This window comes from Sphingobacterium anhuiense, assembly GCF_042686355.1.
Lineage (GTDB): Bacteria > Bacteroidota > Bacteroidia > Sphingobacteriales > Sphingobacteriaceae > Sphingobacterium > Sphingobacterium anhuiense.
Genome location: NZ_JBHUPE010000007.1, coordinates 369,732 through 385,070, shown reverse-complemented (window position 1 = coordinate 385,070; position 15,339 = coordinate 369,732). Strand labels below are relative to the sequence as shown.

The 15,339-nt window shown below is 31.6% G+C and carries 13 protein-coding genes; 12 read left to right on the top strand and 1 reads right to left on the bottom strand.

Annotated features, from left to right (window positions below; translation table 11 throughout):
• The 11 genes from ACFS6I_RS18270 to ACFS6I_RS18220 all read left to right on the top strand — a co-directional run bounded on the left by ACFS6I_RS18270 (position 1) and on the right by ACFS6I_RS18220 (position 13,175).
• Positions 1-1,365 (top strand): hypothetical protein, encoded by a 1,365-nt coding sequence (locus ACFS6I_RS18270; protein WP_380922785.1) that lies wholly within the window; start codon positions 1-3, stop codon positions 1,363-1,365.
• Positions 1,362-2,456: a glycosyltransferase gene (locus ACFS6I_RS18265; RefSeq protein ID WP_380922783.1), complete on the top strand. Its 1,095-nt coding sequence runs from the start codon at positions 1,362-1,364 to the stop codon at positions 2,454-2,456. Before ACFS6I_RS18270 ends, ACFS6I_RS18265 begins: the two co-directional genes overlap by 4 nt.
• Positions 2,449-3,858 carry a hypothetical protein gene (locus tag ACFS6I_RS18260; protein ID WP_380922782.1) on the top strand — a complete coding sequence of 470 codons (1,410 nt, stop codon included), beginning with the start codon at positions 2,449-2,451 and terminating at the stop codon, positions 3,856-3,858. The genes ACFS6I_RS18265 and ACFS6I_RS18260 overlap by 8 nt, the downstream gene beginning before the upstream one ends.
• The gene (locus tag ACFS6I_RS18255) at positions 3,859-4,908 is read left to right on the top strand and encodes a glycosyltransferase family 4 protein (protein WP_380922780.1); all 1,050 of its coding nucleotides are present in this window, start codon (positions 3,859-3,861) and stop codon (positions 4,906-4,908) included.
• Position 4,909: 1 nt separating this feature from the next.
• On the top strand, positions 4,910-5,989 hold the full coding sequence (wecB, locus tag ACFS6I_RS18250; protein WP_380922778.1) for a non-hydrolyzing UDP-N-acetylglucosamine 2-epimerase: 1,080 nt from the start codon (positions 4,910-4,912) through the stop codon (positions 5,987-5,989).
• A gap of 4 nt (positions 5,990-5,993) precedes the next feature.
• Complete coding sequence (locus ACFS6I_RS18245) at positions 5,994-7,196, top strand: glycosyltransferase family 4 protein (RefSeq protein ID WP_380922776.1); 1,203 nt, start codon at positions 5,994-5,996, stop codon at positions 7,194-7,196.
• Complete coding sequence (locus ACFS6I_RS18240; protein ID WP_380922774.1) at positions 7,183-8,082, top strand: NAD-dependent epimerase/dehydratase family protein; 900 nt, start codon at positions 7,183-7,185, stop codon at positions 8,080-8,082. Before ACFS6I_RS18245 ends, ACFS6I_RS18240 begins: the two co-directional genes overlap by 14 nt.
• A gap of 325 nt (positions 8,083-8,407) precedes the next feature.
• A complete protein-coding gene (locus tag ACFS6I_RS18235; RefSeq protein ID WP_380922772.1) occupies positions 8,408-9,190 on the top strand; it encodes a polysaccharide biosynthesis/export family protein in 783 nt (260 codons plus the stop codon).
• Positions 9,191-9,198: 8 nt separating this feature from the next.
• Positions 9,199-11,604 carry a GumC family protein gene (locus ACFS6I_RS18230; RefSeq protein WP_380922770.1) on the top strand — a complete coding sequence of 802 codons (2,406 nt, stop codon included), beginning with the start codon at positions 9,199-9,201 and terminating at the stop codon, positions 11,602-11,604.
• A gap of 178 nt (positions 11,605-11,782) precedes the next feature.
• On the top strand, positions 11,783-12,739 hold the full coding sequence (locus ACFS6I_RS18225; protein WP_380922768.1) for an MraY family glycosyltransferase: 957 nt from the start codon (positions 11,783-11,785) through the stop codon (positions 12,737-12,739).
• Positions 12,729-13,175, top strand: coding sequence for a WxcM-like domain-containing protein (locus ACFS6I_RS18220; protein ID WP_380922766.1), 447 nt, complete (start codon positions 12,729-12,731; stop codon positions 13,173-13,175). The genes ACFS6I_RS18225 and ACFS6I_RS18220 overlap by 11 nt, the downstream gene beginning before the upstream one ends.
• Positions 13,176-13,301: 126 nt before the next feature.
• Here ACFS6I_RS18220 and ACFS6I_RS18215 read toward each other — a convergent pair whose 3' ends face one another.
• The gene (locus tag ACFS6I_RS18215; protein WP_380922764.1) at positions 13,302-14,402 is read right to left on the bottom strand and encodes a nucleotidyltransferase domain-containing protein; all 1,101 of its coding nucleotides are present in this window, start codon (positions 14,400-14,402) and stop codon (positions 13,302-13,304) included.
• 235 nt (positions 14,403-14,637) lie between these two features.
• On the opposite strand from ACFS6I_RS18215, the gene ACFS6I_RS18210 reads away from it, so the two are divergent.
• Positions 14,638-15,321 (top strand): outer membrane beta-barrel protein, encoded by a 684-nt coding sequence (locus tag ACFS6I_RS18210; RefSeq protein ID WP_380922762.1) that lies wholly within the window; start codon positions 14,638-14,640, stop codon positions 15,319-15,321.
• Positions 15,322-15,339 lie beyond the last annotated feature (18 nt).

The following is a 15,339-nucleotide window of genomic DNA, read 5'->3' as shown; positions in this document are numbered from 1 at the left end:
ATGTTGAAATTGAATTTAAAGCTGATTTTATCGCTATTATTTTTTTTAGTTGTATCATTTTATTATAACAATATTGCAATAATAGTTATTGCAATATTGTTGAATTTAATGGGAATGTTTTTTAATAACGTCTGTTTCAAAAATAATAAAGATAATTCTTTTGAGATTTTTCAACTTTTTTTTCTCATTTACAGCATATATGCGTTTATAATTAATGAGGTTTACATTGAAAGTGGATATGATGATTACTTTATAGCAATTGATAGTTCTAAATTTTTTGCAAATACGCAAAATCTTCTTGCTTTTAAATCCTATATAAATAGTATTACAAGTATAGAAGGTAATTATTTGTTAACTGAAACTAGGGGATTCTACTATATTAGTGTAACGGTTGGGTATTTAGCAAATTTTATTCAGACGAATACATATTATATTCAATTAATGATAATTACTTTTATAAGTTCATTATTAATTTCTACTGTATATAATTTATTAAATCTTTATATAGATCATAAGCAATCTTATTATTATGCAATTGTTTATGGACTTTTTAGTTTTACATTCGCATATTCTGCTAATATTTTAAGAGATGTTCATATTAGCGTCTTATTTGCTTTGGGATTTTATTATTTTTTAAAATATAAAACTCCAAATAATCTTATTCGATTAGGTATAATACTATATTTATTAAGTCTGTTTCGGCCAGAACATGCCGCTTTTTTTGGTGTAATTATTTTATTATATATTTATATTGTTATTTTCAATAGTAATTTAACCATTACTAAAAAACTTCTGTGGTCAGTTTTCGGAAGCACTATTTTGTTAATTATCTTTTTTAGATTTAACGTATTGTACATTTTGGAGCTTTTTAGCTCAACATCGCAACGTTATAGTGAATTAAATACTGAAGATGCAACACAGGATGGTCTTGGTGCTGCATTATTAAATTTGCCTCCTGGTATTAAACATATTGCTAGAGCTACTTATTCTCAAATCTTACCATTTCCAATTACTTCAGGCTTGAGTACGTCTCGAGGAATAATCAAACTTTTAGCTTTCCCCGTAATGCTTGGAGGTATATTTTGGTTTCTAGTTTGGGTTGTTAGTCTTTCAAGAATTAAAAACTTAAAGTTTTTTACAATTGATTATAAATATCTTTTGCTATTGTCATTATTGTTTTTAGTTTTCGCATCTGCGGCCTCGGGAGATTTTAGAAGGCTTATGGCAGTTTATCCTTTAATTTATTTGTTTGCTGTAAGCACATATATTAGTTTGAGTAAATCTCAAAAATTCAGAATAGTAGGGGGGGGGATAATAATTTATATTAGCCTGCATGTAGTTTATATTTCATTAAAATTTTTATGATAAAGGTTGTACATATAATTCCAAATCTATCAACAGGTGGTGCTGAAAGATTTGTTGTAGATTTAGTAAATGAGGGTGTTCGCAATAACTGGGATTGTAATTTAATTTTATTTGAAAAAAGCAATAATTTTTTTATTAATGAACTTGATCAAAAAGTTAAAATTCATATTTTGGAAAAAAAACGAGGCTTTGATATTTTATTTTTTTTCAAAATATTTAGCTTGTTAAAGAAAATTAAACCAAATATAGTTCAAACCCACTTATCCGCATTCAACTACATGGCTCTGACTTTTATGTTGAGTTCATATAAGTTTTACCATACGATTCATAGTCTGCCTTCAAAAGAGTACAAGAGTTCCTTAGGTAAAAATTTGCGCTTATTATTTTTCAAAGTATTAAAAAAATGTACTCCAATTAGTATATCACCTAAGGTAGATCAAGAGGCACGATCACTTTACGGAGAGGGGGTAAAGATGATTTTTAATGGAAGAAGTATGCCAAACTTGACTGCCCAAGCTGTTGACATAGAATCATATTTTGATAGTTTAAGGATGCAAGGATATAAAATATTTTTAAATATCGGAAGTCTTAAAGAGGCTAAGAACCATGCAAATTTAATTAATGCTGTTAAAGAAGTAAATACATTAGGAAACTATAAAGTTAAATTAATCATCTTGGGAGGAAATAAAAATTCAGATGAATACAATAGTGTGAATGTATTAGCGGATAAAAATATTGAATTAATGGGAAGTGTAACTAATCCACAGGATTACTTAGCCCATACAGACTTTTTTATCTTACCATCATTGTGGGAAGGTATGCCTATTTCTTTAATTGAATCTTTCGCACTTGGTAAAGTTTCATTAGGAACCGATGTCGGTGGTATTTCTTACATGATAAGAAGTGGTGTAAATGGATTTCTTATAGATGGCACAAACGTTGATGATATTAAAAGTGCTATAGAGAATATCTTAATACTTGATACCGATATTTTAAAAGAAATTTCGGAAAATGCTAGAAGTGCATTTGATCAAAAATATAGTATCAATAAATGTTATAATGCTCACAATAATTGTTATCAAGATGCGTAAAATTCATTTTCTCTTTTTAATTTTTTATTTCGGTATCAATGTTGCCAATGCGCAAAAGGCTGATTGGTATTTACCTTGGGAAAATGAAATCTCAAGATTGGCTGTAGATAAGGTCGAAGCGATTCCTATTTTGTTGAAAGGCTCCAATTATCGTATTTTGAAAATATCAGGTACGGATGCCAATAGAATAACTTTTAAATCTAGTTCAAAAAAAGTTAAAATATCTTTTAGCTATTTGCCATCTATTAAAAATTACAATAATCAATCAATTCTGGATGCAGTATTACCACTAGAAATGCAGGATTTATCTAGGGAAAGATTTTTTCTTGTCAAATTTGAAGGAATTTATTCTGGAAGTGAGAATGTATCAATAAGTGTATCAAATACTACCCTAAATTTGTCGAAGACGGTGATGGTGTCAAATTCTAGACCCTCCACTCAATTTGATATAAATGTATGGGCTTATTTCGATTATAATTTGGCCTTAAAGGGAAAAAGAAAGCAAATCGAAGATATGTTACATACTAATGGTGTTAATAACATTGTCATTCCACCTTTCGCTTTGCCAAGTATTAGCAACAAAATAGCAAGTTTTAGTAAATTAGAAAATTACCTTCCAATAGGTGCTGCAAAATTTAAAAGGTATTTTATATTTTTAGATTTAAATAAAAAGGGTGTAAAATTTGATGAAAATTTTAAAATATCTTATAAGAAGTGGGTGGATGGACTACGCGAAGTATTTAAAAGTCGATCAATACCTATTGAAAGTATATATATATATTTAATTGATGAACCCATGCCTGAAGGAATTCAATTTATAAATGATGTTGTTTCGCTAGATCAGGCTTTAGGATTCAATTCAAACTTTTATAGTACTTTTGGATCAAATACTAATCAAGTCTATTCAATTAAAAATAATAAAACTTTTTTAGCACAGATTGTTTCTAAGAAAATCAATTTTAAGCCAAAATTTATAAATAATACATATAATTATTGGACATATGATGTAGTTTCAAACAGTAGAAATGTTAAGCCACTTTATTTCATTTCAAAATCAGCAGAAGCTTATTATTCCAATTCAAATGGAATTGGCGTATGGAATTTTTGTGATATAAGTAAAGCTTACAGTAACGCCGATCTGGCAAAGGCGCTAAATGTTGGTAGCTGGAAAACAAAACCTACAAATCCCACTTATGATTATTCTTTGATTTATTTTGATAAAAATAAAATTTACCCAAGTCTTAGATTATTAGCGTTATCGTCCGCATGTGATGATTATATCTTCCTTAGTGACTTAATGAAAAATGATTTAGTGAGGTCAAAACGTTCTTCTGGAATTGACTTACGGAGCAACTATACAAATTGGGAAGTAAAAAAGTTAAATACTCTAAATGGTAAATAAATGAAAAATAATAAAAAGGTATTATTATATGGTTACCTGGGGTTTTTAACTAATCAGTTGGATGGCCAAACAATCAAAACGAGGTCCATATTGAAACTATTGGAATTAAATAGTAGCAATAATAATATGGTCGTTGACTTTTTTGATACCCAAAATTTCAAAAGTGATAAATTTAGTTTTTTTAAGTCGCTGAAAAAATTGTCAAAAAGTGATATTATATATTATGTTCCAGCTCACAACAATTTAAAGTATTTATTTCCAATTATTTTTTTCGTGAGTAAACTGTTTAATGTAAAGATTCATTATATAGTTGTTGGAGGATGGCTTCATGATTTTCTTAAGCGTTTACCTATTCATAGGTGGATGTTACGAAACATTGATGGTATATATCCGCAAACTGATGAACTAGTGAAACTTTTAATGGATGATTATGCTTTTAATAATGTTGTTAAATTACATAATTTTCGATTCTATGTTCCTGGAAAGAAAAGAGAACTGCATTTTGAAAAAACAACTTTTAATCTTGTATTTATGGCAAGAGTTCATCCTCAAAAGGGTATTAATACTTTAAAAATGCTATCGGATAAATTGTTTGAAAAGTTTGCTAATAAAGTAAGTATTAGTATCTACGGCCCTATTCTTAATGGATATGAAGGTGATTTTGAAAACATATTAAATAGCTCCAACGGAATTTTGACCTATAAAGGTATTCTGCCACCTGAAGATATAGTAGATACATTGAAAGAATATGATTTGTTTCTATTTCCTACTCAATACTATACCGAAGGTTTTCCGGGGTCTATATTAGAATCGTATCTCGCCGAAGTTCCTGTTGTAGTATCAAATTGGAAGTATGCAAAAGAATTTGTGGTAGATGGAAAATCTGGAATTATAGCAGAGTTCAACAATAGTAATGATTTTGTTGAAAAAGTAGTTTTTTGTCTAACAAATTCTTTCGTTTTAAGTACTTTAAAACAAGATGTTAAAAATATAAAAGAATCTTTTAGCCCAGAGGAGGCTTGGAAAATTTTAAGAAATAATATTAAATAATATGAAAATAACAATAGTAGCGGGAGCTAGGCCTAATTTTATGAAAATTGCACCAATTATTCATGCAATTCAAAAAGAAGATAAGTTAAGTTTTAGACTTATTCATACAGGCCAGCACTACGATAAGAAAATGTCGGGTGATTTTTTCGAACAATTAAATATACCGGAACCTAACACTAATTTAGAAGCAGGTGGTGGTAGTCAAGCAGAACAAACTGCAGCTATTATGGTTAAATTCGAAAAAGAGCTATTAGATAATTCTACTGATTTAGTTTTGGTTGTTGGAGATGTTACTTCCACTATGGCATGCGCTATCACTGCGAAAAAATTAAATTTAAAGGTTGCTCATGTTGAGGCGGGAATTAGATCAGGAGATTGGACTATGCCAGAGGAAATAAATCGATTGCTTACAGATAGTATCACAGATTATTTTTTCACAACCTCAAGTGTTGCCAATGAAAATTTATTAAATACTGGTGTATCAGAAAATAGAATCTTTTTTGTAGGAAATACTATGATTGATACTCTATTAAAATTTAAAGATAAATTTGAAAAACCAAAAGTTTGGAATGAGTTGAATTTGAAAGAGCAGAATTATATTGTCATGACTTTGCATAGACCTGGAAATGTTGATGAAGAATCAAAATTGAAAGATTTAATGAAAGAAATAATTTTGCATTCTAAAGATTTACCAATAGTTTTTCCGGTGCATCCACGAACAGCAAAGATGTTAGAACATCTTGGAATTTCAGATGAGCGCTTACATATGGTAGAGCCTTTGAGTTATTTTGAGTTCAATTTTCTAGTGCAGCATGCAAAAGCAGTGATTACTGACTCTGGCGGTATTACTGAAGAAACTAGTGTTATGGGAATTCCTTGTATGACATTAAGAGATAATACAGAAAGACCGGAAACTATTACGATGGGAACAAATGAATTGTTAGGATCAGATCCAAGGGCAATAAAATCTGCTATGGAAAGACTTTTCAATAATCAATGGAAAAAAGGACAAGATATTCCAAAATGGGATGGAAAAACATCTGAAAGAATTGTGGAAGTTTTAAATAGTCTGGCCAATTAATATTATGAAAATACTGTATTTCTATCAATATTTTTCCACCCCGAAAGGGGCGTGGGGAACAAGGGTCTACGAGTTTGCAAAAGAATGGGTGAAGGCAGGCCATGAAGTAACGGTTATTACAAGTGTTTATAGTAAATCGGATCTTAAAGCCAATAAACTTATCGAAGACCAGTTTTTTGATGGTATTCATGTAAAGGTTATAAATGTAAAAATTGATAATAAACAATCTTTTTTTAAAAGAATTTGGTCATTTTTATTATATAGTATAATTTCATCTTACTACGCAGTCAAACTTTCTGCCGATGTCGTCATCGCCTCATCTGGACCAATTACAGTTGGAATTCCGGGCTTAATTGCGAAATATATTAGAGGAAGAAAATTGGTTTTTGAAACGCGAGATTTGTGGCCTGAAGGTGCAATTGAGTTAGGAATTATTAAAAATAATACTTTTCAGAGGTTAGCTTATTGGTTTGAGAAAAAATGTTATAATGCGTCTTCTTTTATCATTACTCTTTCTCCAGGTATGACAAAAAATATTCAAAAGAGATTCGGAATTGAAAAAATTATTGATGTAACAAATGCTGCAAATATTGAACTGTTTAGTGACCTAAAACCGTTTCATGATAATAAATTAATTTCTAAAAGTTATGCAATTTATACAGGTAATATAGGATTAGTAAATAATTCATATTGGTTATATGAAGCTGCTAAAATACTAAAGAATAAGGGAAGAGAAGATATTAAAATTGTTTTGATTGGTGAAGGACAACAACGTGAAGAATTAGAGCAATTAGCAATAAAAGAAAATGTTAGTAATTTTGTTCGATTAAATTTAATGCCGAAAGCTGAACTTGTTTCCTATATCCAAAATTCTTTTGTTTCTCTAGTGCCTCTAAAAGGTACCCCCGTTTTAGACACTTCTTCACCTAATAAATTTTTTGAATCATTAGCGGCTGGTATTCCTGTTATTCAAAATACTCAGGGTTGGATGAAGGATTTTTTAATTGAATATAATGTTGGATATACATTAGATCCAAACAACCCAATTCAATTGGCTGAAACATTGATTTTTATGAAAGATAACTCTATTGAAACAGAATTAATGGGAAAAAATGCAAGTATAGTTGCTAAAGATAACTTTGATAAGGATTTTTTAGCAGGTAAAATGCTAGATGCTTTAAAACAGGTACACAATGATTTTAATTAGCGGATCTTCTGGGTTTATTGGCCAAAGTCTATTAAGTAATCTTAATGATTCTGAAGGTATCTCATTGAGGGAAAATGGTTGGGAAAGAAAAATTCAAATTAATAATCCTGAAGTAATTATTAATCTTATCGGAAAAGCGCATGATCATAATGGGATAGCAACTGAAGAAGAGTACAATTATGCAAATGTTGAACTAACCAAAGAAATATTTCATGAATTTACATCTTCTTCAGCTAAGTTATTAATTCATATTAGTTCATTAGCCGCAATTGAAGAATTTGAATCTAAGATTCCTCTTATTGAGAATGCTACATGTAGACCGTCCTCAATGTACGGTAAATCTAAATGCTTAGCGGAGAAGTGGTTATTGTCTCAAAAGTTGCCAGATGGAAAAAAAGTTATAATTCTTCGTCCACCCATGGTTCATGGTCCTGGGGATAAGGGAAATTTAATGCTACTCTATCGTTTAATATCAAAAGGTATTCCTTATCCATTATCTTCTTTTGATAATAAGCGTTCCTTTATTTGTATTGATAATTTTTCCTTTTTTATTGATAGAATAATTTCTAATTATGCAAGTATAGAATCAGGATTATATCATGTAGCTGATGATGAAGCCTTATCTACAAAAGATATTATTGCAATAATACAAAATACAACAGGAAAGAGAACAATAAATATTGCTATTCCTAAGATACTTATTAAATTTTTAGCAAAAATTGGTGATATCATCCCTTTTCCATTAAATACGAAAAGGTTAAAAAAGATGACAAGTGATTTGTTAGTTTCGAACAAAAAAATTAAAGTGGCATTAGGAATTGAAAAATTGCCTTTGACGGCCACAAAAGGTTTGGAAAAAACAATTCTTTCTTTCATAAATAGTTGATAAAGATATTTTTTTATTGAAGATAGGAATTGGAATTATGGAAAGTGAAATACTTATATGATAGTACGGAAGCTGTCTCTTTTATAAATTTACTATCTTTTTGATTTTTAATCATTTGATGATAAAAATCAAATGATAAATATGTTTAATTTTTTTTATACAATATATATAGTTTAAGAGTTATTAACAAGAATATTTTTTAGGCATTAAATTTGTTAAAATGAAATCGAATTTATGTTATCAATTTTTATGAAAATTAATAGTATAAATTGTTTAAATTAGCATATTTTTGCGCTTAAAATAAATCTATTTTATAATATATAACATGCGATTAATATCAAAGTATGGTTTTACAGTATTGATGCTTACTGTAACCATAATGTTCTTTAGTTCTTGTGGGTCCCGAAAAAATATGGTGTATTTGCAGTCCGATTCAACAAAAATTAATACAATTTACGAAGAGTATATTCCAAAAATACAGAATAATGATATCTTAACGATCGTCGTTACAGCTGCAGACCCTAAGGTGACTGCTCCTTTTAATCCCGTTAGTTCTATGACTACCTCTAATATGACGCAGTCAGTAGACATGGCACTTAGACCAACTTATACAGTTGATAATAAAGGAGAAATTACGTTGCCAATGTTAGGTAAGGTCCATGTAGCTGGATTGACTAGGGTAGAAGCTATTGAAAAAATCAGGAATGAGCTGAGCCAGTATATTAAAGATCCAGGTGTTAATATGAATTTTAATAATTTCAGAGTCTCAGTTCTAGGGGAAGTAGCTAAACCAGGATCTTTTACTTTACCCTCAGAACGTGTTACCGTTTTGGAAGCTTTAAGTATGGCTGGTGATTTAACAATAAGAGGAGTCCGTCATAATGTTTTATTAATTCGTGAAATTGATGGTCAGAAAACTATGCATCGCTTAGATTTGACTCAGCAGAATACATTAAATTCTCCCTATTATTACCTTGCACAAAACGATGTTATTTACGTCGAACCAAATAAATCTCAGATTAACAATTCTAAGCTTGGAGCCAATTCAAACATAATTATTTCTATTGCCAGCTTACTAATCACCGTAATTTCAGTTCTTACCCGTTAATTATATCCATGGAACAACAACATTCTAAACAAATAAAAGAGGAAAAAGAGGAGGAGATTAACCTAAGACAGCTTTTTGAACAATATGCTTACTATTGGAAATGGTTTATATTGTCAGTTGTGTTAATTCTCGGCTTAGCTGTAGTTTATTTACGTTATGCACAGAAAACTTATAGTACAACTGCAAAAGTTTTATTGAAAGATGAGAGAAGTGCTTCCGCTGGTGAATTAGCAGGTATTGCAGAATTGAGTAGTAGTATGGGATTTGGTGGTGGTGCTCGATCTTCGTTTGTTACTGATCAGATCGAAGTATTAAAGTCTCGTCGCTTGATGAGGAAAGTTGTTGATCAACATCATCTGAATATTAATTATGCGGTAAGAGGAAAGATTCGTTCAACTGAACTTTTGGAAAGTGATATGCCTTTTGTAGTATCTCCGCAAGGGGGGCAAGATACAACAAGGCTTAGAATACTGGTACGATTGAAAGATGGAAAAAATTTACAAATTACCAATCTTCCAAAAGGGGATAAGTTTAGTGCTGAATTTGACAAGTCAATTAAGATTGGCAATGATCAGATTATTTTTCGACGTAATCAAAGTAATTTAATTGAAAAAGATGCTGAATATGAGATTACAATTATACCAAAAGATTGGGCAATAGATGCTACACTAGGAACAATAGGTATTCAACCAAATAAAGAGGCCCAATCTTATATTGTAAATTTTGCGATGGTTTCAAGATTGAGCAAAAAAGCTGAACTAATTTTGAATTCTCTGATTGATATTTACAATGCTGATTTGACAAATGATAAAATGCGGATGACAAGAGCCACCTCCGATTTTATAAATAAACGGTTAATGTTGATCTCGAAAGATTTATCAGGAGCTGATGAACAAGTTTCAGATTTTAAATCTGCAAACTCTATGGTCGATATGGCCACTGAAGCGGGTGTGTTTTTACAGAATGCATCTGAAAATGATAAAAAAGTATTGGAATATCGTACCCAGCTACAGCTGGTCGATCATATGAATGATTTTCTTAAAGGAGAGAAACAAGGAAAATTGTTACCTTCTAATATTGGTTTACAGGATGCTTCGATAGGTACAGCAATTGCAGCTTATAATACATTGATATTAGAACGTGATGATTTATTAAAATCTGCTTCTGAATTAAATCCAACAGTCATTGCTCTAAATGAAAATATTGATGAGAGCCGTAATAATATCCGTCGTTCATTAGAGAACTATCAGCAAGTTACCAAATTGGCTCTGAACAGTATTGAAAGCAAATCCAGAGAAATAAAAGGAAGAATTAGTTCTATTCCAAATCAAGAGCAGGGCTTCAAGAAAATATCAAGACAGCAACAGATTGTGGAATCACTTTATTTGCTACTACTGCAAAAACGTGAAGAAAGTGAAGTACGGGCCGCGGCGACACCTGATAATTTGAAAATAATTGACGCCGCTTATGGAAATGGTGTCCCTGTATCTCCTAGAAGTAGTATAGTCTTATTAGGTGCACTTATTTTAGGTATATTAATTCCTTTTATAACTCTATATTTGAAGTTTTTATTAGATAATAAAATTCATTCGCGAAAGGATATTGAAGATGTTGTTAAAATTCCAGTCTTGGGCGAAATACCATCAGCAGAAGATACTATTGTTCATCAAAATGACCGTTCTTCTCTAGCGGAGGCATTTCGTATTTTACGTACAAATATGAACTTTATGTTCGGTTCTGATAAAAAGGACTCTTCCAAAGTGGTATTTGTGACCTCAACAATTTCTGGTGAGGGTAAATCTTTTGTAACTACCAATCTTGCTCAGATTTTATCTATGTCCGATAAACGTGTTCTTTTGATCGGTGCGGATATTCGGAGTCCTAAAGTTTTGGATTACTTAGGTCTATCGCATTTACAGCATACTAATGTAGGTATTACGCAGTTTTTGATCAATCCAGAAATGGATGTTGATAATATTATTATTAAGAAACCTGGAAACTATGATTTTGATGTGGTTTACTCAGGGTATATTGCTCCGAATCCTGCAGAATTATTAATGAATGGTCATTTTGATGATGTGATTAAGTATGCTCGTGATCACTATGACTATATCTTGGTTGATACAGCGCCAGTGAGTTTAGTGACCGATACATTATTGATCGCTCATAATGCTGATTTGACATTATACGTATCACGAGTGAATTATTTGGATAAGCGCTTACTTCAGGTACCTCGTGAATTGTATGTCGAAGGAAAATTGAAAAATTTAGCTTCTGTAGTCAATGATGTTGACTTTGCTCGTGGGTATGGTTATGGTTACGGCTATGGTTATGGCTACGGAGACAAAGGTCAAAAGAAAACGGGCTTGAGTAAATTGTGGTATGATTTACAAAGCAAGTTTAAAAAGAAATAAATCGTAAATAAATATCAATTGGCGCATTTCTTTATAGAAGTGCGCCAATTTTTTTGAAAGTGCAATTGTGTTAACCGTAATTTCGGATAATCATGATTTAAAAGAATAATAGATTGCAAGTTGCACTAAAACCAGATTTTTATATAATTGTACCGCTAATAAATATATTGCATAACAAATGACTTATATTATCGTATTCATTGTCTTAATAATCCTCGAGCTTCTTTATTTTAAAATAGCCGATCGTTTTAATATTATTGATAAACCTAATGAGCGCTCTTCACACACTACTATTACTTTACGTGGTGGTGGTATTATTTTTTATTTTGGCGCACTCATCTTCTTTATACTTTCGGGTTTTCAATATCCCTGGTTTTTTCTAGGCTTAACGTTAATGACGGCAGTTTCTTTTTTGGATGATGTCTTTACATTATCGAACAAAATCCGACTTCTGATTCACTTTAGCTCAGTGTTGCTAATGACCTATCAGCTTGATCTGTTTAATATGCCATGGTATTATCTGCTAATTACATTTATTATAGTAGTTGGCGTGATCAATGCCTATAATTTTATGGATGGTATCAATGGCATTACAGCCTGTTATAGCTTGGCTGTTGGTGTACTGTTGATGATTGTTAACGATAAAATCCATTTCATAGAACAAGATCTACTTATTTACTCTTTAATGGGCGTTCTTGTCTTTGCATTTTTTAATTTTCGAACCAAAGCAAAATGTTTTGCTGGAGATGTAGGAGCAGTGGCTATTGCTTTCATTTTATTATTTGCCTTAGGTGCCCTAATTATTAAAACAGGTAATGTCATCTATATATTATTTTTATCGATATATGGTATTGACGCAGTCTGGACAATCGTTCGTCGTTTAATAAAAAAAGAGAATATCTTTGAAGCACATCGTTCTCATCTTTATCAGTTTCTAGGTAATGAAGCGAAAGCTAATAAATTGGTGGTTTCTTTCTGTTATGGACTCATCCAATTTTTAATTGGATTATTAGTTATTCAATTCTCAAATCAGAATGTCACAGCTCAAATCATCTTTTCAGTAAGCTTACTTATTGGGTTGAGTGCAATTTATCTTATTTTGAAAACCTACATTATAAAAACCTATGTCAAATAGTATAGCGTCTATACAAAAAATACAAGGAGGGATAGCTCAAGATCAACGCGGGCATATCCGTTTTGTCAATGATTTTGATATGTCTCTGGTAAAACGGTTCTATATGATTAAAAATGCCGATGTGCAATTAGTGCGTGGTTGGCGGGCACATCGTATTGAACAACGCTGGTTTTATGTTACAGCTGGTGCCTTTGAAGTTGAGCTGATTCAGATTGATAACTGGGACGAACCGGCAAAGGATCTTCCTATTGAAAGAGTAAATTTAGATTCTGCTAACATGGAAGTTTTGCACGTTCCTAAAGGATATGGCACTACTTTTCGAGCTTTGCAGCCAGAGAGTGAGTTACTGGTATTTGCCGATCATGAAATAGAGCATGCTCCTTTGGATGATTATACCTGGCCTTTGGAATATTTTATAGGAAGGTTAGATCGTTAGACTGTTAGTTAGTTAGTTAGTTAGTTAGTTAGTTAGTTAGTTAGTTAGTTAGTTAGTTAGTTAGTTAGTTAGACCATTCTCACTTTCTAACCATTATCTAACCATTATCTAACCTTCTAACTCTAATTAATCTTTATCAATTCCTAGAAATTTAGAATAGGTATGAACAATAGGAAAAAAGAGTACTTCCTGCGGAGCATATCTTAAATAGCGTTTAAAATTTAACCACATACGAAGTCCTCCTTCTGGACGAGCAGATATCGCGGTAATTTTAGCGCCTTCGTATCGTTCATCATGTTGACCAAAGTTGCCTGAGTACCAAATTTCGTCCATCATCCACTGTGCATTCCAAGCTGGCGGATATGGAAAAGGAAGTAATTCTTTTTTTAAGCCTAAATTTTCGACTAATAGGATATGTAATAGATGGGTCCAATTGAGTATTCCTGTCTTTTTATAAATCTCTTTTAAAATCTTTGAATCAATTTGTGATGCGACATGATGATATAATCGTGCTGAATCACATATTTGTCTTAAACCGATTCCAAAATTAATTAAATGTTTTAAGATATGGGCATTGACCTGTAATAATTGCAGTTCAGGAGCGAGTAGTCTGATCGGTACACCATTAATAATCAGCTCCTTTTGTTTATTCTGATAACTTTTTTGAATTTCTTTAAGATAAGTAGATTTAAACGGACTTCGGATATCAAAAAGTCGTTTATGATGTTCGATATGGATGCCTTTCCAGTCATATTCTAAGCTGAAACCATGGGTGTCTTTAAAAGCTAAATTTTTATCCTTAAGCATCTGACGTGCTTTAGCATATCTGTCTTCTTCGAAATACCAATCGATATCTCCAGAAATACGATGTTGTGGTATTTCATAACAAGCTGCTACTCCTTGTCCTTTTTGTAGAATAGGCTGAAGCCCCTGTTTGATGAATGCTGTATATTGTGATGCGATTACTTCATTCATCTTGGCATTATGGCGTTCGATCTGATCAATTCGAATAGTCCATTTCAACCTTAGCGCCTGTGGTGGCAATTGGTTCTCCTCCAGATATTTAAAACTATCGTAGATAAGACCTTCGACGGTATGATGGATGGCATAAGACCTTATTTTCGACCAATCACTTTCTGATAATGGTGTTGTAAGTTGTAATGACTCTTTACCCCATAATCCGATACGCAATAATTGAAAAAAAACATCCCTAAGTCTAATGTCCATGTATTTTTATAAATATAGTGTCTATCCAAAAATAGGTTTTTTTATTGATTTTTGCTTTTTTTAAGACTGATGATTTTGCAAAATTTTGAAATTAAAAATTTTGCAATCACTTGTATGGCTTAAAAATTGCTAGGAACCTTCATGAAAAACAAAAGCTTGGTCTGCATAGGATTTTTGCAATTGCAACAACAATGTTACCAATAATTTCGTTTCTAATAACAAATCAACTTATACAATGAAAAAACTATTTTTTACCCTTATTATGTCAGGCTGTCTTGCGACTGCTTCAGCCCAGTTTTCTCGTCCTATTAGTATAGGAGCAGGGGCAGGAGTTTCTTATGGTTTGACAGATCTGAAAAATTCGAAAGTAAATTTTGCATGGTACGGAGAAGGGGATTATTTACTGACCCCATTTGTATCTGTCGGATTGCAGGCGCAAAAAGGTGAATTAACAGGTGAGAGTAATGATAATTCTTACAAGAATAGCTACTATGCAGGTAACGTGAACGCAAAGTTAAGATTAGGTCAATTTATGGATCTGCCCGATAATTACAGTTATTATACTTTGGGAGCAAGTACGTTTCAACGTATTTTATCGAATGTTTATATTGGAGCGGGAGCTGGATTGATGAAAAATCGTATTTCAACTGATTTTACAACGACCTATAGAGAAGCTATAGCTAATGTTGGTGGCGAAATTGCAGATGATCGTTCTGGCATTCATTTCGTCGTTCCCGTAAATATAGGTGTAGATATCCCTTTTGGAAGGACATTATACGGTCCAAAATGGGCGGTAAATGTGAACTACCAACATGGTCTAAGCTTTAATGATAATCTGGATGGCGTAATTAATAAAAATAATGACCAATATGGCGTGATGACTGTTGGTGTGAAATATGCCTTTTTCAACCGGAACTAATTTGATAATAAAAGATAC